General features: G+C 71.7%; 17 protein-coding genes and 1 tRNA gene. 13 read left to right on the forward strand and 5 right to left on the reverse strand.

What is annotated here, in order from left to right:
* Positions 1-371: 371 nt before the first annotated feature.
* Positions 372-1247 (forward strand): bifunctional DNA primase/polymerase, encoded by an 876-nt coding sequence (locus B0675_RS08755; protein ID WP_081218251.1) that lies wholly within the window; start codon positions 372-374, stop codon positions 1245-1247.
* Between the two features lie 112 nt (positions 1248-1359).
* Here the strand turns inward: B0675_RS08755 and B0675_RS08760 are convergent.
* Positions 1360-1446: transfer RNA gene (locus B0675_RS08760), tRNA-Ser, on the reverse strand.
* Between the two features lie 63 nt (positions 1447-1509).
* Entirely contained in the window at positions 1510-3027 is a 1518-nt protein-coding gene (locus tag B0675_RS08765) for a trypsin-like peptidase domain-containing protein (protein WP_081218252.1), read from the reverse strand.
* Between the two features lie 257 nt (positions 3028-3284).
* Between B0675_RS08765 and B0675_RS08775 the strand changes: the two genes are divergently transcribed.
* From B0675_RS08775 to B0675_RS08785, 3 genes are all read left to right on the forward strand, one after another.
* The gene (locus B0675_RS08775; RefSeq protein WP_081218253.1) at positions 3285-4094 is read left to right on the forward strand and encodes a glycerophosphodiester phosphodiesterase; all 810 of its coding nucleotides are present in this window, start codon (positions 3285-3287) and stop codon (positions 4092-4094) included.
* Between the two features lie 125 nt (positions 4095-4219).
* On the forward strand, positions 4220-4849 hold the full coding sequence (locus B0675_RS08780) for an ATP-binding protein (RefSeq protein ID WP_081218254.1): 630 nt from the start codon (positions 4220-4222) through the stop codon (positions 4847-4849).
* Between the two features lie 128 nt (positions 4850-4977).
* Positions 4978-5943 (forward strand): DUF5926 family protein, encoded by a 966-nt coding sequence (locus tag B0675_RS08785; RefSeq protein ID WP_081218255.1) that lies wholly within the window; start codon positions 4978-4980, stop codon positions 5941-5943.
* A 233-nt stretch (positions 5944-6176) separates the two neighbouring features.
* On the opposite strand, the gene B0675_RS08790 is transcribed toward B0675_RS08785, so the two are convergent.
* A complete protein-coding gene (locus B0675_RS08790; protein ID WP_179165268.1) occupies positions 6177-6686 on the reverse strand; it encodes a hypothetical protein in 510 nt (169 codons plus the stop codon).
* A gap of 131 nt (positions 6687-6817) precedes the next feature.
* Entirely contained in the window at positions 6818-7483 is a 666-nt protein-coding gene (locus tag B0675_RS08795; protein WP_081218257.1) for a bifunctional DNA primase/polymerase, read from the reverse strand.
* A 483-nt stretch (positions 7484-7966) separates the two neighbouring features.
* Here B0675_RS08795 and B0675_RS08800 point away from each other — a divergent pair, with 483 nt between their 5' ends.
* The 4 genes from B0675_RS08800 (at position 7967) to B0675_RS08815 (ending at position 14555) form a co-directional block, all read left to right on the forward strand.
* Positions 7967-9478 carry a PP2C family protein-serine/threonine phosphatase gene (locus tag B0675_RS08800; RefSeq protein ID WP_179165389.1) on the forward strand — a complete coding sequence of 504 codons (1512 nt, stop codon included), beginning with the start codon at positions 7967-7969 and terminating at the stop codon, positions 9476-9478.
* 135 nt (positions 9479-9613) lie between these two features.
* On the forward strand, positions 9614-11065 hold the full coding sequence (locus tag B0675_RS08805; protein ID WP_241539736.1) for an aminopeptidase P family protein: 1452 nt from the start codon (positions 9614-9616) through the stop codon (positions 11063-11065).
* 161 nt (positions 11066-11226) lie between these two features.
* The gene (locus tag B0675_RS08810) at positions 11227-12657 is read left to right on the forward strand and encodes a PLP-dependent aminotransferase family protein (protein WP_081218260.1); all 1431 of its coding nucleotides are present in this window, start codon (positions 11227-11229) and stop codon (positions 12655-12657) included.
* Positions 12658-13022: 365 nt separating this feature from the next.
* Positions 13023-14555 (forward strand): MFS transporter, encoded by a 1533-nt coding sequence (locus tag B0675_RS08815; RefSeq protein ID WP_081218261.1) that lies wholly within the window; start codon positions 13023-13025, stop codon positions 14553-14555.
* Between the two features lie 16 nt (positions 14556-14571).
* Here the strand turns inward: B0675_RS08815 and B0675_RS08820 are convergent, their stop codons facing one another.
* Positions 14572-15027: an ATP-binding protein gene (locus B0675_RS08820; RefSeq protein WP_081218262.1), complete on the reverse strand. Its 456-nt coding sequence runs from the start codon at positions 15025-15027 to the stop codon at positions 14572-14574.
* Positions 15028-15279: 252 nt separating this feature from the next.
* Between B0675_RS08820 and B0675_RS08825 the strand changes: the two genes are divergently transcribed.
* The 5 genes from B0675_RS08825 to B0675_RS08845 all read left to right on the forward strand — a co-directional run bounded on the left by B0675_RS08825 (position 15280) and on the right by B0675_RS08845 (position 20537).
* Positions 15280-16116, forward strand: coding sequence for a hypothetical protein (locus tag B0675_RS08825; RefSeq protein WP_081218263.1), 837 nt, complete (start codon positions 15280-15282; stop codon positions 16114-16116).
* 208 nt (positions 16117-16324) lie between these two features.
* Entirely contained in the window at positions 16325-17068 is a 744-nt protein-coding gene (locus tag B0675_RS08830; RefSeq protein WP_081218264.1) for a YcnI family protein, read from the forward strand.
* A 199-nt stretch (positions 17069-17267) separates the two neighbouring features.
* Positions 17268-17921, forward strand: coding sequence for an SCO family protein (locus B0675_RS08835; RefSeq protein ID WP_081218265.1), 654 nt, complete (start codon positions 17268-17270; stop codon positions 17919-17921).
* The gene (locus B0675_RS08840; protein WP_081218266.1) at positions 17918-18418 is read left to right on the forward strand and encodes a copper chaperone PCu(A)C; all 501 of its coding nucleotides are present in this window, start codon (positions 17918-17920) and stop codon (positions 18416-18418) included. The genes B0675_RS08835 and B0675_RS08840 overlap by 4 nt, the downstream gene beginning before the upstream one ends.
* A gap of 13 nt (positions 18419-18431) precedes the next feature.
* On the forward strand, positions 18432-20537 hold the full coding sequence (locus tag B0675_RS08845; RefSeq protein WP_081218267.1) for a copper resistance protein CopC: 2106 nt from the start codon (positions 18432-18434) through the stop codon (positions 20535-20537).
* Positions 20538-20543 lie beyond the last annotated feature (6 nt).

Genomic DNA, 20543 nt, shown 5'->3' on the forward strand with positions numbered 1-20543 from the left:
CAGAACCGGGGTGTACGTACCGGCGACGAACCGGGCTGTACGGGAAGTACGGCTTGTCCCAAGGCAGTTGGCCGACCGCCTCGGTGAAGTGCACGACGTCGCGATTCCAGAGTTGCCCACGGGACCCCGGTGAACCACCCCGGAAGCAATGATTCCCCCTCAAGCGTGATGACAAGTCGATAAACCCGCTTCCATCGGACAAAACCCCTGTTCAGCACTGGGGTGACTCCCCAGCCCCGCCTCTCCCCAGGTGCCGCATCGGGTGAAGCGTTCCGGCACATTTTCGGCCAATCTCACCCATCGGCGACTTCGGGTACCCCCACGCTCGGCGGGCCCTTCCTTTTTTCGAACACTCGTACGAACATAGAGCCATGGCCACCATCGACCGGCAGGCCACCACCCTGGCCCTGGCCCACGCCCTGTCCGCCGCCGAGCGCGGACTGGCGGTGATCCCGCTGTCCCGAACGAAGCTCCCGGCCCTGCGTTCCCCTCACCGCGACGACCCCGAACCCACCCCCTGCCACGGCGAGTGCGGGCGCTTCGGACACGGCGTGTACGACGCGTCGACCGAGCCCCGGCGCATCCGCGAACTCTTCGCCGCCGCCCCGTGGGCCACCGGCTACGGCATCGCCTGCGGCCTCGACCCGCACCACCTCATCGGCATCGACCTCGACACCAAATCCGGTACGGACTCCTCCACCGCCCTGCGCGAACTGGCCCTGCGCCATCTGTTCACGATCCCGGAGACGGTCGTGATCCTGACCCCGAGCGGCGGCCGGCACCTGTGGCTGAGCGGCCCGCCGGACGTCGTCGTCCCCAACTCCGCGAGCAGGCTGGCCCCCGGCATCGACATCCGCGGCGCCGGCGGCTACCTCGTCGGCCCCGGCTCACGCACCGAACACGGCGTGTACGGCACCGCTCCCGGCACCGCACGGCTCGCACCCGCACCCTGCCCGCGCGAGCTCCTGGACCTGCTGCTGCCACCGCAGCGCAGGCACCACCCGACCCCTTCCGCCACCGGACAACAGGGCCAGGGACTGATCCAGTTCGTCCTCGCCGCGCACGAGGGCCAGCGCAACACGCGCCTCTTCTGGGCGGCCTGCCGTGCCTACGAGAACGGCATCGGGCCCCAGCTGACCACCCCGCTCGTCCGGGCCGCCGTCCGCACCGGCCTCACCGAGCACGAGGCCCGCTCGACGATCGCCTCCGCGGCCCGTATGACGGCTCCTTCACCCCGGCAGCGCTGAGGGCGCGCCATCGCCGGGGGCCACGCGTGACGGCCGCGCACCCGGCGGCGCCGGAACCGAGGAGCACGCGAACGGCCCCTGACCGAAAACCCGGTCAGGGGCCGTTCACCTGCGGTGGGTGTGGGATTTGAACCCACGGTGACATCGCTGCCACGACGGTTTTCAAGACCGTTCCCTTAGGCCGCTCGGGCAACCCACCCCGCGCTGCCGTTGATCGGCGGCGCGGGGACAAGAGTAACGGGTCCCGTGCCCGGTCCGTGGGTCAGCTGTCGCCCTCTCGCGAGGCGAGGGTGACGTCGGTGGTGCGGGTCTTGCCGTCGCGCGTGTAGGTGAGCTTCACCGTGTCGCCCGGCTTGTGCGTCCAGATCTCACCGATGAGGGTCGGGCCGCTGTCGATCACCATGTCGTCCAGCTTGGTGATGACGTCGCCGGGCTTGAGACCGGCCTTGGCCGCGGGACCGCCGGACTCGACGGCCGCCGCGCCGCTGGCACCCTGCTCGGTGATCTTCGCGCCGCTCGTGCCCTCCTCCAGGGAGACGGAGGCGCCGATCTTGGCGTACACCGGCTTGCCGTTCTTGATCAGCTGCTGCGCGACGTTCTTCGCCTGGTTGATCGGGATCGCGAAGCCCAGTCCGATGGAACCGGACTGGCCGGAGCCGCCGAGGCCACCGCTGCTGGACGACTGGATCGCCGAGTTGATGCCGATGACAGCGCCCGATGCGTCCAGCAGCGGACCGCCGGAGTTGCCCGGGTTGATCGAGGCGTCGGTCTGCAGGGCGCTCATGTACGAGGCCTTGCTGCTCGCGCTGCCGTCACTGGAGGCGACGGGGCGGTTCTTGGCGCTGATGATGCCGGTGGTCACTGTGTTCGACAGACCGAAGGGCGCGCCGATCGCGATCGTGGAGTCACCGACGGCCACCTGGTCCGAGTTGCCCAGGGTGAGCGGCTTCAGCTCTCCCGAGGGCGCGTTCTTCAGCTTGATGACCGCGACGTCGTAGCCCTGCGCGTGTCCGACCACCTCGGCGTCGTACTTCTTGCCGTTCGGGAAGGTCGCGCTCAGCTTGCCGCCGTCGACGGCCTCCGCCACCACGTGGTTGTTGGTGAGGATGTGGCCCTGGGTGTCGAAGACGAAGCCCGTGCCGGTGCCGCCCTCGCCGCTGGTGCTCTGCGCCTCGATGGTGACGGTGCTCGGCAGTGCCCTGGCGGCCACGTTCGCGACGGTGCCCGAGGCGCGCTTGACCTGCCCGCTGGTGCTGGGGGCGGAGACCGTCGTCGAGCCGGTGGAGTCGTCGTTGTTCTTGGCCAGGCCGTAGCCGATGCCGCCGCCGACTCCGCCGGCGACCAGTGCGGCCACCAGGATCGCGGCGACCAGGCCGCCGCGGCCGTTCTTCGGCTTCGGAGCGGGCTGCTGGTACGAGGAGCCCCAGCCGCCGGTTCCCGAGCCGCCGCCGTCGGCGTACGAAGGGGTGGCGGGCGGCGGAGGCGGCCAGCCCGCCTCCGGGGCGGAGCCCTGGGCTCCGGTGCTCTGTGCGTAGGGGTCGGCGCCCTGTCCGTAGGGGTCGGCTCCGTGCCCGGCGCCGGTCGAGGCGTACGCCGGAGCGCCCGCGGGCGCCGACGCGTGCTCCGATGCGCCGGGGGCGCCGTGCGGAACGGCGGGGATCGGAGCGGTCGGTGCGCTCCCGTCGTGCGGGGCCTGCGCGGAAACAGCGGGAGTGTCCACCGGCACAGGAGGTGCGGACGGGGCCGGGGGTACCTCGGTGCCCTCGTTCTCGGTGCTCACAGCTCTTCTCCTCGATCCACGGCTGTTGTTCTCGGTCGCACTCGGTCACACCCACTCACGCTTGCTGATGGCCCGGCGCGATTCAGCTGTGCATGTGCTTTTGTACGCCGTCAGCTTTTCCCACCGGGCGTCAGAGCACCATAAGCGGTGCCTGTGCGTCCGGGGCGACTCTTTATAACGGACTTCTATGACTAAAAAGGAGGAAGTGCGATGTCTCCCACCTCACGCCTACCCCGCGACGGTGGCACCATGACGCGGTGACCCTCGCACGACAGCATCCGATCCAGGTGGTCGCCCACCGCGGAGCCTCCGAAGAGGCCCCGGAACACACACTGGCCGCGTACAGGAAGGCGATCGAGGACGGTGCGGACGCCCTTGAGTGCGATGTGCGCCTGACCGCCGACGGCCATCTCGTCTGTGTGCACGACCGCCGCGTCAACCGTACGTCCAACGGACGCGGCGCCGTCTCCGCCCTGGAACTCGCGGATCTCGCCGCCCTGGACTTCGGCTCCTGGAAGAACCGCGACGAGTCCCCCGACTGGGAGCACGTCCCCGGAGACCCCGAGGACACCTCCGTCCTCACACTGGAGAGACTGCTCGAACTCGTCGCCGACGCCGGCCGCCGCGTCGAGCTGGCCATCGAGACGAAGCACCCGACCCGTTGGGCGGGCCAGGTCGAGGAACGGCTGCTGGTCCTGCTGAAGCGCTTCGGCCTGGACTCCCCCACGTCCGCCGCCGACTCCCCGGTCCGTGTGATGAGTTTCTCGGCGCGCTCCCTGCACCGCGTCCGGGCGGTGTCCCCGACCCTGCCCACGGTGTATTTGCTCCAGTTCGTCTCCCCGCGACTGCGGGACGGGCGACTGCCCGCGGGTGTCCGGATCGCGGGCCCCTCGATGCGGATCGTACGCAGCCACCCCGGGTACATCGAGCGCCTCAAGCGGGCCGGGCACCAGGTGCACGTCTGGACCGTGAACGAGCCCGAGGACGTGGATCTCTGCGTTGAGCTGGGGGTCGACGCCATCATCACCAACCGCCCGCGCGCGGTACTGCGTCAACTGGGCCGCTGAATCGGCTCCTTGCAGCTCCGGACACCTACGTAAAGCACCACGATCGCCCCTCAAAAACCATCGAAAACCGGACGCCCGTCACAGGGAGTGCACCGGCGCGTTCGCTCCGTGTTCGATCGTTACAAGTGCGTCAGCAGACGTCGATTGGCCGGTTTCCGGTCCAGTCCAGAGGGGCATCCACTCCGTGGCGTGGGGCAAAGGAGGTCTCGGGGGTGGCGTTGGTGGTGGCACAGGAGGTGCCCACGTCGTCGAGCATGGCCGTACCCCATGGCCCTGCGGGCGTGGGGGAAGCAAGGCATCGGATGCGGGATCACCTGCGCTCCGGTGGCGTGGCGGAAACGGTCATCGACGACGCGGTACTGATCCTTTCCGAACTGCTCAGCAATTCCTGCCGGCATGGCAGGCCCCTGGGCGACGCCCTCTCCGGCGACGGCGACGTGCGGGCGACCTGGCGCGTCGAACCGGCGGGGCGGCTGACGGTCGAAGTGACGGACGGCGGTGGTCCGACCCGCCCTGCCCCGTCGACGCCCTCGGTCACCGCTCGTGGCGGCCGTGGGCTGAACATCATCACCGCGCTGGCCAAGGACTGGGGTGTCCGGGACGACATCCACGGCGAGGTCACCGTGTGGGTGGTCCTCCAGGACGACGTGGAAACGGCCCGCAGACGCGACGATTTCGCTACGCGCGTCGCGTCACCGACGGTGTCCGGGATGCCCGGCCTGGACTTCGCGGACGCCTTCGACGACCTCGGCTGAGGCACGCGCGGCCCGAATCACAGGTTCCGGTGCGACGCGGTGCGTTGTCCACAGGGTCCCGTCGGCCCCCGTACGAACGGCTAGGCTCGCGCCCGTACGAGACGAGCCGTGATCGGGAGACGCCCACGATGGCCAAGAAGCGACCTCAGACGAGGGCCAAGCAGCAGCAGCCGAAGGACGGAGAGATCCCGGTCGTCGGCGCTCGCGAGCCCTGCCCCTGCGGCAGCGGCCGCCGCTACAAGGCCTGCCACGGCCGAGCCGCAGCGCACGCCGTGACCGAGCTGGTGCACCGCCCCTTCGAGGGTCTGGCGGGCGAGGGGGACTGGGTCGCGCTGCGCGAGCTGGTGCCCGCCGCGACGGTCGAGCTGAAGCTCAGGGAGAGCCTGCCGGAGGGAGTCCCCTCGGTCACGCTCGCCACCGTCCTGCCGATGGCCTGGCCCGCGCTGCGCCGCGACGACGGCTCGGTGCTGCTCGGCCTGCAGAACGACACGGCCTCCGGCGACATCAGCCGCGACCTGGCCGACACCCTCCAGCGGGCGCTCACCTCCCAGCCGGGCACCCCGGTCGAAGGCCGCCGCGCCCCGGCCGAGGGTCCGCGCCTGCAGGACCTGCTCGACCCGGAAGGCGCCTTCGAGCCAGTTGTGCACAGCGGCTTCGAGTTCTGGGTCCCGGACGCGGAGAACGCGACGGCGGAGGTGACCGCCTCTCTGGAGCGGGCCAACGCCGCGGCCATCCCGACCGTGAAGCTCTCCGGGGTCGACGCGGCCTACTGGTGCGAGACGCCCGACAAGAACCACCTGCGCTGGGTCATGCCCCACGAGGAGGAGCAGCTTCTGGACGCCCTCGCGCGCCTTCACGCGGCGGGCCGTTCGGGTCTCGGTGAGGGCACCCGGCTGGTCGGTTCCTTCCGCGCGCACGGGCTCACCGTGCCGGTCTGGGACCTGCCGACGGGGGTCACGGCGGACGACGTCGAGAAGCCGGCGGCGGAGTTCGCCGAGCGCCTCGCCAGCGCTCTGGCCACGGACGAGCCGCTGACGGCGGACGAGCGTCGCGCGCGCGGCGGACTCACCAACCGACAGGTGACGCTCAGCTGACGCACAGACTCGGACACTGACCGACCGGTCAGCTGGTCGCGACCTCGGAAGCGGGTGACTCCTGTCACAACTCCCCGTTGTGACAGGGAAATCCGTGTCCGAATAGCCGAGATCGAATTTGCGAACCGCCGATCTCTTGTTACCGTTCGAGTAGCCCGGTTGCTGGTGCATCCCCCGTCGCCAGCAACCGGGTCTTTTCATGCCCGCTGTCAGACACGCGGTCAACAGCCTTGCTACGAGGCCGAGTTGCTCCCCGAGCGCAGCAACAGCGGCCCGTCGGGCCCGGATCCCTTCGCGAACTCGGCGATCGCCGTGTACGCCCCCGCGCCTCCCGCGGTGCGCTCCCTGGGCGTCTCGCACGCCCCTGGATCGTCCTCGGCGTCCACCGCGCAGTTGATCTGCACCGTGCGCCCTCCGGGGCCCATCAGGCTCAGCAGGGAACTCAGCTCTTCACCGGTCGCGTTGCGGTAGTAGGTGCGCGCCCAGGTCTCCTCGCCCTGCGTCAGGACACAGGTCTGTGCCTCGACGCCGTCGGGCGAGGACAGTTCGGGACCGCACCGCGCGGCGGTGGCCAGTCCGAGGCCGAGCAGCAGCGGGGAGCGGGAGGGTGCGGGAGAGCGCGGCCGGTCGTCGGTGCCCACCGTCCCGCGTTCGGCGGCCGGAGCGTTGTCGCCGACGGAGCCGGCGGACGCCACGGCCAGGGGAAGTGCGAGGACGAACGCCACGACGCCGACCAGCGCCATGAGACGAACCCTTCGAGGGTCGGCCCCGCCGCGCGGCGGCGTCGAGGCCCCGTGCCCCCCAGAATTGCGCTGCATGGTGCGGACGATAACGAGCCTGGGCGGGCGCGCGGTTCACCGCGCGCCGGACGCCCCTACAACTCGGGTGCGCTCACACCCGTACGAGTGAGTGCTTCGACGACGGCGTCCACCACGGCCTCCACACCTGGTACCCAGGGTGCGGCCGAGCCGGGCAGCGGAGCGCGCTCCCAGCGGATCTGGCCCTGGCCGGTCTCGGACGGCGGCAGTGCGATGTATCCGCCGTCGCCGTGGAACCGCAGGGAGCCGGGGACGAAGTCCTTGGCGTAGAGCAGCTCGCCGAGCTGCTCCATCGAGTACGGGGCGACGAGGATCGCCCAGCGGGTGGGCGACGCGACGACCGGGCCGAGGCGCATGCCCGCACGGTCGAGGGCATCGAGAGCGCGGGCCGCGGCGAGAGCCGGCAGGCTCACCGCGCACGGGGCGCTTCCCCCGGTGGCCAGCACGATGGGCGCCGAGGGCCGGTTGCCCCACCACCAGCGCACCATGCGCTCGTCCGTGGTGGCCGCGAGGAGGCCGGGGTCGAAGGGATGGGCACCGGGCACCGTGCACTCCGGGTCGGGGCATCCGCAGCGGGCACGCCCCTGCGGGTCGGCCGCCACACCCGGGAGAACGGGCCACTGCCATGAGGTCGCGAAGGTCAGGGCCGCGCTGAGCATCTCAGGCCTCCCCTTGTCTCGCCTGGACAGGAGCCTGCGTCGCCTTCCGAGGATCTCGCGCATGAGCGCTCGTTCCTTTCCGTTGCACGCCTGGCAACACCGAGGATCACATCACACCATGTGTCGATCTCTTCACTGTGCGTACCTGCTGGCGCATCACACCCCTGCTGGAGACAAGGGGAACCCCTCTGGGCCGAGCATGTGGCTGCGTCCGCGCCCACACTGCGTACATCCAAAGCATGGGCATGGCGTGGGGTGGCGGCGCCTGGCGTTTTACGTCCCGCAGTATTTCTTGCCGCCTCCGCCACGGGAGGATGGGGCACGGTCGTCAGTGGTTAAGACGCCCGGGTCCGTCGCCAGGTTCCGGGCGGATCTCAACCGCCCCTGGCCTTCACCGAGTACGTACCCACCACGACCGCTGTGACGCTCCGTCGAACGAGGCCAGTCGACCTCAATAAGCCGTTACCCGAGTCAGTTTTAGGCCAACTTAGTTTTCCCGCAAGGGTTACCGCCGGTCTCATGGACACCAGGAATCCCAGCAGGACAATGCTGGACATCTCCTCACGAGTGCGTGTACATGTGGAGACACTGCTAGCGGCGCAGAACTACATGGGGGTTTGCGATGCTAACGAGCAAAACGCACCGGCCGGAAAGCCGGACGTCATGAACGCCCCTCACCTTCCGAAAGTGGCCGGAATCGATTCAACGGTTCCCTCGCCCGCACACACTGTCGCGCCCGCGCCTGCTCCCCCGGGTGCCGCCTCGGTCGCGCCGCCCACCGGTCCCGGAGCCGTTCTCCAAGATCGACTCGCGGGCTGGGTCTCGGATCTCACCACCCTCCACGAACTCACCGAGCGGCTGGCGCGCACGTCGACCCTGGACGAAGCGCTCCAGGAGCTGCTGCGCGCCGGAGCGGCCCTCGTGGGCGCCCGGCGCGGCCTCGTCGTCATGGAGCCGGGCGACGGGCTGGGCCCCGACACCACGATCGGCCTCGGCCTCGCCCGCGCGGACCTCGGTCACATCGAGACGGTCCCGCGCAGCTCCATGTCGTACGGGAAGATCCTGGACGGCCTGCCGGGCGGCGAGGGCGAGATCGCCCAGCCGGACCTCCTCTCGGAGGACGGGCTCGACCCCCGCCACCGCGAGGTGGCCGCACGCCTCGGCTACGCCGCGAGCTACGCCCTCCCCCTGACCACCGAGGCCGCGGGCCGGCTGGGCGCCGCCGTCTGGCTCTACGACGAACCCGCGGAACCGGTCGAGCGGCAGCGCCACCTCATCGGCCTGTACGCCCGGTACGCCACCGAGCACCTGGCGCGGCTCCTGGAGCTGGAACGCACGCGCGCGTGCATGACGACGATCTCCGCGGAGCTGCTTCCCCCACGGCTGCCGCGGGTCTCCGGCGTCCAGCTCGCCGCCCGGCACCGCACCGGACCCCGGGGCGGCGGCGACTGGTACGACGCGCTGCCGCTGCCCGACGCCGCGCTCGGCCTGGCCGTCGGCTCGGTCACCGGCTCGGGACCCAGCGCGGTCGCCGCCATGGGCCGCCTGAGAGCCTCCCTGCGGGCGTACGCGGTGATGGAGGGCGAGGATCCGGTCGCGGTGCTCTCCGACCTGGAACTGCTGCTCCGGCTCACCGAACCGGCCCGCTCGGCGACCGCCCTGTTCGCCTACTGCGAGCCCGCCCTGCGCAAGCTCACGCTCGCCGGGGCCGGCCACAGCCCGCCCCTGGTCATCGGCCCGCGCCGTACCGAGTTCGTCGAGACCTCCCTGTCGGCGCCGCTCGGGATGCTCGCCTGCTGGGAGGCCCCGAGCGTCGAGATGACCGCCGAACGCGGCGAGACCGTGCTCATCTACACCGACGGGCTGCTGCACCGCACGGGGGACCCGATGGACCGCGCCTTCGCGCGACTGCACGCGGCGGCGGCCGGGGTCCCGAAAGCCGTGCGGGACGACCCCGGGGCGATCGCCGACCACGTCCTGCGCACGGTCCTGCCGGACGGTCTCGACGAGGCGGACAGCGACGAGGACGTCGTCCTCCTGGCGGCCCGCTTCGAGTGAGCGCACGGACACCTCGTGTAACAGGCCTTCCGGCCCTGGGCCCCCTTCAGAGCGACCGTACGATGGAGGAGGTCCAGAGTCGTATCTAGGAGGCAGACCGTGTCGGAGGCGCTCACACCGGAGACCCCGGAAGCCGTGCTTGACGAAACCGCTGACGAAGCGGGCGAGGAAGAGCCCATCAAGCAGCGGAAGAACGGCCTGTACCCGGGCGTGTCCGACGAGCTCGCCGACAGCATGAAGTCCGGCTGGGCCGACACCGAGCTGCGCGGCCTCACGCCGATCGCGCAGGCCGAGTACACCGCCGCCCGCCGTGCCGCGCTCTCCGCGCGCTTCCCGGGCGAGCGCCTGGTGATCCCGGCGGGCAACCTGAAGACCCGCTCGAACGACACGGAGTACCCCTTCCGTGCCTCCGTCGAGTACGCGTACCTCACCGGCAACCTCACCGAGGACGGCGTCCTCGTGCTGGAGCCGGCCACCGAGGGCCACAAGGCGACGATCTACCTGCTGCCGCGCTCCGACCGCGAGAACGGCGAGTTCTGGCTCTCCGGCCAGGGCGAGCTGTGGGTCGGCCGCCGCCACTCCCTGGCCGAGGCCGAGCAGCTGTACGGCATCCCCGCCTCGGACGTCCGGGAGCTGCCCGCCGCCCTGTCGGAGGCCACCGGTCCCGTACGCGTCGTGCGCGGCTACGACGCCGCCGTCGAGGCCGCGCTGACCGACAAGGTCACCGCGGAGCGCGACAACGAGCTGCGGGTGTTCCTCTCCGAGGCCCGCCTCGTCAAGGACGCGTTCGAGGCCGGCGAACTGCAGAAGGCCGTCGACTCCACCGTCCGCGGCTTCGAGGACGTCGTGAAGGTCCTCGACAAGGCCGAGGCCACCAGCGAGCGCTACATCGAGGGCACCTTCTTCCTGCGCGCGCGGGTCGAGGGCAACGACATCGGCTACGGCTCGATCTGCGCCGCCGGACCGCACGCCTGCACCCTGCACTGGGTGCGCAACGACGGCCCGGTCCGCTCCGGCGACCTGCTGCTCCTCGACGCCGGCGTGGAGACCCACACGCTCTACACCGCCGACGTGACGCGCACCCTGCCCATCAGCGGCACGTACACGGAGATCCAGAAGAAGATCTACGACGCCGTGTACGAGGCTCAGGAGGCCGGTATCGCGGCCGTCCAGCCGGGCGCCAAGTACCGCGACTTCCACGACGCCGCGCAGCGGGTGCTGACCGAGAAGCTCGTCGAGTGGGGCCTCGTCGAGGGTCCGGTCGAGCGCGTCCTGGAGCTCGGTCTGCAGCGCCGCTGGACCCTGCACGGCACCGGCCACATGCTCGGCATGGACGTCCACGACTGCGCCGCCGCCCGCACCGAGACGTACGTCGAGGGCACGCTGGAGCCGGGCATGTGCCTGACCGTCGAGCCGGGCCTGTACTTCCAGGCGGACGACCTGACCGTGCCCGAGGAGTACCGCGGCATCGGCGTCCGCATCGAGGACGACATCCTCGTCACCGAGGACGGCAACCGGAACCTGTCGGACGGCCTGCCCCGCCGGTCGGACGAGGTCGAGGCCTGGATGGCGTCCCTCAAGGGCTGACATAGTGCCCCACGAGGGCTGATACGAGACTGCTGGCCGGGTGCCCTCCAGGGTGCCCGGCCATCGGTGTGTCCGGGGGTGGGCGGCTCCCGGAGTGCGGTGGCCCGCGGGCGGACCGGTGCGCCCGCGGGTTTTCGGTGTGCCTAGGGGGGCGGCTTTTCGTGGACGACGACTTCTGGTCCGGCGTCGGGGTGGATCTGCATTTGGAGCCGGACGCGGCGGCCGGGCGCAGGGCGGGCCTGGAACGGGCGCTGCGGGACGCTGTCCGCGCCGGGCGGCTCGCCCCGGGGACCCGGCTGCCCGCGACGCGGCGCCTCGCCGTCGAACTCGGCCTCTCCCGGGGCACGGCGAAGGCGGCGTACGACCAGCTCGTCGCCGAGGGCTATCTGACGGCCCGACAGGGTTCGGGCACCGAGGTGGCGTCCCTTCCGGCCGACGGCCCCCCGACGGACGTACGGGCGCCCCACGCGCGTGCACCCCGTTTCGATCTGCGCCCCGGCAGTCCGGACGTCGGCACGTTCCCGGCGGCGGCCTGGCTGCGGGCACTGCGCCGCGCGATCGCCACGGCCCCCTCCCTCGCGTACGACTACGGGGACCCGCGGGGCCGCATCGAATTGCGGACCGCCCTGTCGGGCTACCTGGGGCGGGCCCGCGGGGTGATCGCGCCTCCCGAACGGATCGTCATCACCTCCGGCTACGTCCAGGGCCTCGCCCTCCTCACGCGCGTCCTGGACGGTGGGACGGTGGCCATGGAGGATCCGGGGCTGCCGTTCCACCGGGATGTGGTGCGCAAGGCAGGCGGCACCGTGGTGCCCCTGCCCGTCGACGAACACGGCGCCCGTGCCGACCGGTTGGAGACCCTCGGCGCGGACGCGGTCGTCGTCACCCCCGCGCACCAGTACCCGACCGGCGTCACGCTCCACCCGGAGCGGCGGCGGGCGCTCACCGACTGGGCACGCGCGCGGGACACGCTGATCATCGAGGACGACTACGACGGGGAGTTCCGCTACGACCGGCAGCCGGTCGGCGCGCTCCAGGGCATGGCACCGGGCCATGCCGTCTACCTCGGGACCGCCTCCAAGACACTGGGCCCCGCCCTGCGCCTCGGCTGGATGGTGCTGCCGCCCCAACTGGTCGATCCGGTGGCCGACATCAAGCTGCACAGCGACCACCACACCGAGTCCATCGGCCAGTTGGCGCTGGCGGAGATGATCGTCAGCCACGCCTACGACCGTCACGTGCGCGCGTGCAGGCTCCGCTACCGGCGTCGCCGGGACCAGCTCCTCGACCGGGTGGGGGCGCGCAGGAGCGTACGGGGGATCGCCGCGGGACTGCACGCGTTGGTCGAAGTGACGGACGAGGCGGAGGTGCTGGCGCGCGCGGAGGAGGAGGGGCTGGCGGTGGGACGGCTCGGCGACCACTGGCACGGAGCGGGCGACGGGCGCCCGCAGGGCCTGGTCGTCGGGTACGGGACGCCGAGGGAGCGCACGTATCCCGAGGCGCTGGAGGCACTCGGGCGGGTTCTGGAGGGGGCGGGTCCCGCGGGCCGCGCGGGCGGGTCGGTCGGAACGGCGAGCGCCGGGGCGTTCTGATCCGCGGCCCGTCGGGGGGAGGGTGCGTCCGAGCCGAGACGCCCTGACCGGCCGGGGGCCCAGGACACTGAACCGGGGGCTTGGCCCGGGGCATCACCCGGTCGAGACGCCGTGCCTCGACGTCCTCGGCTGCCCGGGGCGCCAGCACCGAAGGACCGAAAGACCGAGAGACCGACGGACCACCTCGATCCGGGGCTCTCGGTCCGGCCCCTCGGCCCGGGGCCTCGGTCCAGGGCCTTGATGCGGGGCCTCGGCGGCCGTCCGCAGGATCTGACGAATGTCATGGGCGACCCGTGAATTGGGTCATGAAAAGGCGTGAGGAATGGGCCTGCCGAGCGGTCCATCCGAGCCGTAGCGTCGACGACATGACGACTCGCGACGCACGATCCGCAGAGCGCTCGGCCGTGAAGGGGAACGGAGCGCGCCGGGTGTTTCCGCCCGCCGGGCCGCAGCGGGTGCTCGCTCTCGCGCAACTGAGCAACTCCGTGGGTGACGGCGCCTACTACGTGACGTCCGCGCTCTACTTCACGCACGTCGTGGGGCTGTCCGCCGAGCGGGTCGGCCTCGGGTTGACGGTGGCGTGGGCGATCGGCTCGCTGGTGGGGGTGCCGCTGGGCCGGCTCGCCGACCGGCGCGGGCCGCGCGGCACCGCTGTCCTGCTGGCACTCGCCACCGCCACGGCGGTCGCGTCCTTCCTGCTCGTCCGCGGATTCCTCCCCTTCGTCCTCGCGGCCTGCGCCTACGCCTCGGCCCAGTCGGGACTCGGAGCCGCGCGCCAGGCGCTGCTCGCCTCCCTGATACCGGCCGGCGCGCGCACCGGACTGCTCGCACACCTCCAGTCGACGCTGAACGCCGGTCTGGCGGTGGGCGCGGGCCTCGGCGGTCTCGCCCTGCACGCCGGGACCCGGTCCGCCTACCTCGGGGTGTTCGCGCTGGACGCGGTGAGTTTCCTGGTGTGCGCAGCCCTGCTGCGGCAGTTGCCGTCGGTCGAGCCCGCCCGGGTGGAGCGGACGGACGGGAGGCTCGAGGCCGGTCGCGCCGGCGAGAGTCCTCGGGACGGTCGGGGCGGGCGCAGCGGTCGGGGGAGTGAGCGGGGCTCGGCGGACGGTGTGCTGCGCGACCGTCCCTACGTGCTGGTCACGTTCCTCAACACCGTGCTGTTGCTGCGGATGCCGCTTCTCAGTCTCGGCATACCGCTGTGGATCACGGAGCGCACCGAGGCGCCCGCCTGGCTGGTCTCCGCGTTGTTCGTGCTCAACACCGCGGCGGTGATGGTGTTCCAGGTGCGGATGGCCCGCGGTGTGACGGGACTCGTCACGGCGACCCGCTCGATCCGGCGGTCCGGGCTCGTGATGCTGGCGTCCTGCACGGTGTTCGCCCTGTCGTCCGGCGTCTCCCCCTGGATCGCGGCTGCCGTCCTCGTGGCGGGTGCGGTGCTCCAGGTCGTCGCCGAGATGCAGCACTCGGCGGGCTCCTGGCAACTCGCGTTCGACCTCGCCCCCGCCGACCGCATGGGCGAGTACCAGGGTTTCTTCGGCACGGGGGTCACGGTGGCGCGGACCATGGGCCCGCTCGTCCTGACGGCCCTGCTGGTCGGTTGGGGGACGCCGGGCTGGCTGTTGCTCGGCGGCCTGATGCTCGGTGCGTCGTACGCGATGGGCCCGGCGACCCGGTGGGCTGCCTCCCGCAGTTCGGTGCGGCCGGAGCGGCCGGCCGGCGCCGATCACCGGGAGGCGGCCGGACGGGAGGCGTCCGAGAACGCGCGCCGAGAGGGTGGGCGGGAGTTCCGGAGGGGTGAGGTGGGCCGTCGAGAGGGCGGGGTGCGCCACCCGAAGGGCGGGAACCGGATGCGGCTCGCGCCGGCCGGCGCCGCCGGGGCGCAGGGCGCGGAGTGCTGAGCGGAGGACCGCGCTGCTAGGCAGGCAGCAGGGAGGGGGAGTTCCTCCACTTGAGGATCTTGTCGAAGCTGACCACCGCGCCGCCCGGACCCGGGTTGTTGCCGAACTGGACGTGGTCGGCGAGCTCCTGGATCAGGCCGAGGCCCCGCCCGTGTTCGGCGTCCTGGTCGGCGGGGCGCAGTGCGGGGCGGGCGGTCCCGCCGGGGAAGCCGGGGCCGGAGTCGCTGACCTCGATGCGGCACTGGTCGCCGTCGAGGTAGGCGGTCACCCGGTACGCCTCGCCGGCGGCGCCCCGCGCGGTGGCCCCACCGTGCTCGACGGCATTGGCGCAGGCCTCGGTGAGGGCGACGGAGAGGTCATAGGAGACGTCGGGGTCGACACCGGCGCTCTCCATCGTGCCGAGCAGCAGACGTCGGGCGAGGGGAACGCTCGCAGCCTCGCGCCGCAGATGGAGTGACCACCAGATGCTCATGCTCCAGCCTCCCGGCCGCGGCTCGACGTACCGATACGTATTGCCGCAAGCACCCGTGCGCAATCGCATACGTCCGAGGACGGCGCCCATACGGCGGACGCGCGAGTGCCGGAGGCCGGTGTATGCGGTTGCGAGTCGACGTACGGAAGTTCGTGTTCCGGTCCAAGGCGGCGTTGCGGACAGAGCGGTCGTACCTCACCTTGTGGACCTGCCGTGGGTGACGGGTGGGCCCAGTGCGATGATGAGCCCGCCATGACTGCCCCCCACCAGCGTTCGGCGCCCTCCGGAGCCGACCTCCGGATCCTCAGGGCCGCGGTGTTCGCCGCGGTCTGTGTCGCGCTGGCCGCGGCCGGTCATGGCATCGCCTCCTGTGCCGTGGTTCCGCTGTGGACCCTGGGCGTCGGCTTCCTCGTGGTGTTCACCGTCGCCGTCACACTGGCGGGGCGGGAGCGCGCGCTGCCCGGCATCGTGGCGGTCCTCGCGGTCGGCCAGACGGCGTTGCACACGCTGTTCGGGTTCAGCCAGCACGCGGGCGCCACGGCCAGCGGTTCCATGGGCTCGATGACATCGAGCATGCCGGTGTCGGACGCCACCCTGGTGGCCCGGGCCGCCCGCCTGGTGTGCGGTACGACCGCCGCGGCGATCAGTCCCGCACACGCCCAGAAGCTCCTCGCCGACGCGCGGCTCGATACGGGCACGGGCGGCATGACGGCGTCCATGGGGCATGCCACGGACGCGGTGCCGGTCGGCGGCGACGTCGCGATGCCGATGCTGCCCTCCCTGCCGATGCTGCTCGGCCACGTCCTCGCGGCCGTCGCCGCCGGATGGGTGCTGCGCCGCGGCGATCTGGCGCTGCTCCGCCTCATGCGGCTGTCGGCGCAGGGTGTCGCCGAAGGGGCGCTCGTACGGTCGTTGCGCGCCGCTCTGACGCTCGTACGCGCGCTGCGCACGGGCCTTCAGGGGGCGCCCGAGATCGCCCGCCCGCGTCGTAGCGCGCCCCGTACGCTCCGCGCTCCGCGGACGACCGCCCTCCAGCACACAGTGGTCCGACGCGGACCACCCGTCTCCGCTCTCTCCCTCGCCGCCTGACACGACGCGCCACCTCACCGAGCCGGCAGCCCGAAGTCCCCACATCCAGGGACATATCGGGCCTCCCGGACTCTCCCGGAGGGACGCGGTCGTGCCGCACGCGCGCGTACCCGCCGGGTCTCCCGGGCGCGGGCCCACCCCGCACCGGAACGCCGAGGCGTTCGCGCGTCCCCTTCGTCATCGAACTGAGAGTGGAGTGTTCCCTTCCATGAAGGCTTCTCGTATCGCCGCCGTCGGCACCGTCGCCGCCTCGGCCGTTCTCGTCCTGTCCGCCGCGCCCGCGTTCGCGCACGTCAGCGTCTCGCCCGACGGAGCGGCGGCCAAGGGCGGCTACGCCGTCGTGAACTTCAAGGTTCCTAACGAGCGCGACGACGCCTCGACCACCAAGCTCGAGGTGAACCTCCCGACGGACCACCCGCTCGCCTCGGTCATGCCGCAGCCGGTGCAGGGATGGAACGTCGAGGTCACCAAGTCCAAACTGGACAAGCCGGTGACCCTGCACGGCGAGAAGATCGACGAAGCCGTCACCAAGGTCACCTGGACCGCCGACGGCAAGGGCATCCAGCCGGGCTTCTTCCAGAAGTTCCCGCTCTCCGTCGGCGCGCTGCCCGAGGACACCGACCAGCTCGTCTTCAAGGCGATCCAGACGTACGACAACAAGGAGGTCGTGCGCTGGATCGAGCCGCAGAAGGAGGGCGCCGAGGAGCCGGAGAACCCGGCGCCGGTGCTGGCCCTGTCGGCCGCGACCGAGGACCACCACGGCTCCGCCGGTGCCGAGGACGCCTCCGACACGGAGAAGTCCGACGGCGCCGCGAAGGACACCGACCAGGCGGCCGCCTCCTCGGACGGCAGCGACACGACCGCACGGGTTCTCGGCGTCGTGGGCATCGTCGTCGGCGCGCTGGGCGTGGCGTACGGCGTGTTCGCCAACCGTCGGCGTACGAACGCCTGAGACGCCGCTCGGCGTCCGAGGCACTGAGACACACCCGCCTCGGTGCGCACCGGAGGGCCGCGGGAACGCGGCTCTCCGGACGGGTCCGACTCGGCCTCCGGCCGGTCCGGCACGGCTCTCCCGCCCTGCCGGACCTGGCCCTTCGGCCGCGAACGACCCCCGGTGCGCGCCAAGGCACTCACATCTGGGACATTTTTCTATGCGCAAGAAGACGTACGCGGTGGCCGCCCTGTTCGCAGCCGCCGCTCTGACCCTCTCCGCCTGCGGCAGCGGCGACGACAGCAACAAGCCCGTCGCCGACGTGTCCGTCGCCGCCGACTCGGGCAAGGCCGCGACGGTCCTCGACCAGCCGTTCGAGAAGCCGGACCTCGTGCTCACGGACACGAACGGCAAGAAGTTCGACCTGCGCGCGCAGACCAAGGGCCGGCCCACGCTGGTCTACTTCGGCTACACGCACTGCCCCGACGTCTGCCCGCTGACGATGAACAACCTGGCCGTCGCCAAGAAGCAGCTGCCCAAGGCCGAGCAGGACAAGCTGCGCGTCGTGTTCGTCACCACCGACCCCGACCGCGACACCCCCGCGGCGCTCCGCACCTGGCTCAAGGGAATCGACTCCGACTTCATCGGCCTGACCGGTGACTTCTCCACCATCCAGGCCGGCGCCCGCACGCTGGGCATCTCCATCGAGCCGACCTCGAAGGACAAGAACGGCAAGCTCGTCTCCGTGCACGGCACCCAGGTCATCGCGTTCTCGCCGAAGACCGACGGAGGCTATGTGCTGTACGGCGAGGACGCCACGGTCGACGATTACACCAAGGACCTTCCCAAGATCGTCGAGGGGAAGAACCCGTGAGGCGCCGTCCCGGCCGCCCGGCCCGGCCCCTGACTCTCGGCGCCCTGGTCATAGCCGCGGCATTGACGCTCGCGGGCTGCGGCTCGGGCGACGGCGACTCCTCGGGTTCGCTGTCCTCCTCGGGCCGGCCCGACCTCAGGATCACCGGCGCCTACATGCCCGCCCCGAGCATGGCCACCATGGCGGCGGGGTTCTTCACCGTCACCAACTCCGGTGGTGCCGACCGGCTGACCTCCGTCACCAGCGACCTCTCGGACGACGTGACGCTCCACTCCACCAAGGACGGCGCGATGGAGGAGGAGAAGTCCTTCGCCGTGCCCGCCCACGGCACCCTGGACTTCGCGAGCGGCGGCAACCACCTCATGTTCGCAAAGCTCACCCACAAGCCCCGGGAGGGCGAGAAGGTGGCTCTGGAACTGCACTTCGCCACGTCCGGCACGGTGAAGGTCTCCATGCCGGTGAAGTCCGCGACCTACAACCCCGACTCCGGGCACTGAGGGAGGCACTACCGTGACACCGACCATCGCCCCCCGCTTCCGGACCCTCCTGCTGCTTTTCCTCGCCGTCGCCGGCGCACTCCTGGCGGGCGCCGCGCCCGCTTCCGCGCACGCCGCGCTGACCGGGAGCGATCCGCAGCAGGGGACGGTGGTCGCCGAGGCACCCACGCAGATCTCGCTCACCTTCTCCGAGCAGGTCTCGATGAACGACAGCTCGCTGCGGGTCCTCGACCCCAAGGGCAAGCGGGTCGACACCGGCGGTCCCAGCGACCTGGGCGGCAGCACGTACGGCGTGAAGCTCCACGCGGGCCTGCCCGACGGCACGTTCACCGTGACCTACCAGGTGGTGTCGGCCGACAGCCATCCCGTCTCGGGCGCCTTCACCTTCTCCATCGGCGCGCCCTCGCAGACCTCCGTCGCCGCGTCGGGCCAGGACGTCGGGGGCGGAGTGGTGGGCTTCCTCTACGGAGCCGGCCGCTACTTCTCGTACGCCGGGTTCATCCTGCTCGTCGGTGGCGCCGCGTTCGTGCTGGGCTGCTGGCAGCGCGGGTCCGGGGTGCGGCCGGTGCAGCGTCTCGTGGTCGCCGGCTGGCTCACCCTGACGGTCTCCACGCTCGCCCTGCTGCTCCTGCGCGGTTCGTACGTCGGGTCCGGCAAGGTCGGCGACATCTTCGACCTGAATCTGCTCGCACAGGTGCTCCAGACCAAGCCTGGCGCCGCGCTGGTCTCGCGGCTGCTGCTGCTCGCCGCGGCGGCCCTGTTCATCGCCGTGCTGTTCGGCGCGTACGCCAAGCGGGACGAGGACGCGCGCGCGGCCGCCGAGGCACTGGCCGTCGCCACCAGGAAGGCGAACGGCACCAAGAGCGGCCGGGCCAAGGGAACGCGCACCAAGGCTGCCGGGGCGAAGTCCGTCGGCGCCAAGGCGACCGGCGGGAAGACGGCGATCACGAAGACGCCCGCCCCCGAGTCCGCCGAGGAGACGGACGGGACGGACCTCACCCCCGATCCCGCCACGGAGGCGGCCGACCTGGCCGCCGAGAAGAAGGACCTCACCTTCGGACTCGCCATCGGCGGGGTGGTCGTGGCGGCGGGACTCGCCGCGAGCTGGGCCATGGCCGAGCACGCGTCCACCGGTATACAGGCGGGCATCGCCATGCCCGTCGACGTACTGCACCTGCTGGCCGTCGCCGTCTGGCTCGGCGGCCTGACGACCCTCCTGGTGGCCCTGTTCCGGGCACCGGCGGCGGAGCAGATCGAGGCCGCGGCCGTCCACCGCTTCTCCCGCCTCGCGTTCGGGAGCGTCCTCGTCCTGGTGGCGACCGGCGTCTACCAGTCGTGGCGGCAGGTCGGCTCCTGGGCGGCGTTCACCGACACGACGTACGGGCAGCTGCTGCTCGTCAAGATCGGTCTGGTGGCCGTGCTCGTGGGCGTCGCCTCGATCTCCCGGCGCTGGACGGGCGGGCTCGCGGAGGCGGTTCCCCGGGCCGTCGAGGCCGCGCGGGCGGAGCAGCGGCCGGCACGCAGGACGCCCACCACCGTCCCCGCCGACTCCCGGCGGGCCGCCCAACTGGCCCGGCAGCAGGCCGCCGTGGACACCGCGCGCGCCCAGCGCGTCCGCGACGCCGATCCGAACCGCACCGGCCTGCGCCGCTCGGTCCTCGCCGAGGCGGCCGTCGCGGTCGTCCTGCTGGCCGTCACGACCGCGCTGACGACCACCGAGCCGGGGCGCACCGAAGAGGCGGTCCAGCAGGCCAAGGGCGCCGCCGCCCAGCGGTCCGGCCCGCTGTCCCTGAAGATCCCCTTCGACACGGGCGGCCAGGACGGCAAGGGCACGGCCGAGGTCACGTTCGAGCCGGCCCGGGTCGGCGGCAACGAGATGCACGTCTTCGTGGTCCGCCCCAACGGGAAGGCCTTCGACGTGCCCGAGGTGAAGCTCGCCCTCACCCTCAAGGCGAAGGATGTCGGCCCGCTGCCCGTGACGCCCGACCGGATCGCCACGGGACACTGGTCGGCGAGCGATGTACAGATCCCCATGGCGGGCGACTGGAAGATCGCGGTGACCGTGCGCACCTCGGACATCGACCAGGTCACCGTGAACAAGAACGCGCAGATCGGCTGAACCTGA

Source organism: Streptomyces sp. M41(2017) (genome assembly GCF_002078175.1).
GTDB lineage: Bacteria > Actinomycetota > Actinomycetes > Streptomycetales > Streptomycetaceae > Streptomyces.

Coding starts and splice junctions, on each gene's coding strand:
- B0675_RS08755 (WP_081218251.1), top strand. CDS start 372: ATGGCCACCATCGACCGGCAGGCCACCACCCTGGCCCTGGCCCACGCC.
- B0675_RS08785 (WP_081218255.1), top strand. CDS start 4,978: ATGGCCAAGAAGCGACCTCAGACGAGGGCCAAGCAGCAGCAGCCGAAG.
- B0675_RS08790 (WP_179165268.1), bottom strand. CDS start 6,686: ATGGCGCTGGTCGGCGTCGTGGCGTTCGTCCTCGCACTTCCCCTGGCC.
- B0675_RS08795 (WP_081218257.1), bottom strand. CDS start 7,483: ATGCGCGAGATCCTCGGAAGGCGACGCAGGCTCCTGTCCAGGCGAGAC.
- B0675_RS08800 (WP_179165389.1), top strand. CDS start 7,967: ATGCTGGACATCTCCTCACGAGTGCGTGTACATGTGGAGACACTGCTA.
- B0675_RS08815 (WP_081218261.1), top strand. CDS start 13,023: ATGACGACTCGCGACGCACGATCCGCAGAGCGCTCGGCCGTGAAGGGG.
- B0675_RS08820 (WP_081218262.1), bottom strand. CDS start 15,027: ATGAGCATCTGGTGGTCACTCCATCTGCGGCGCGAGGCTGCGAGCGTT.
- B0675_RS08825 (WP_081218263.1), top strand. CDS start 15,280: ATGACTGCCCCCCACCAGCGTTCGGCGCCCTCCGGAGCCGACCTCCGG.
- B0675_RS08830 (WP_081218264.1), top strand. CDS start 16,325: ATGAAGGCTTCTCGTATCGCCGCCGTCGGCACCGTCGCCGCCTCGGCC.
- B0675_RS08835 (WP_081218265.1), top strand. CDS start 17,268: ATGCGCAAGAAGACGTACGCGGTGGCCGCCCTGTTCGCAGCCGCCGCT.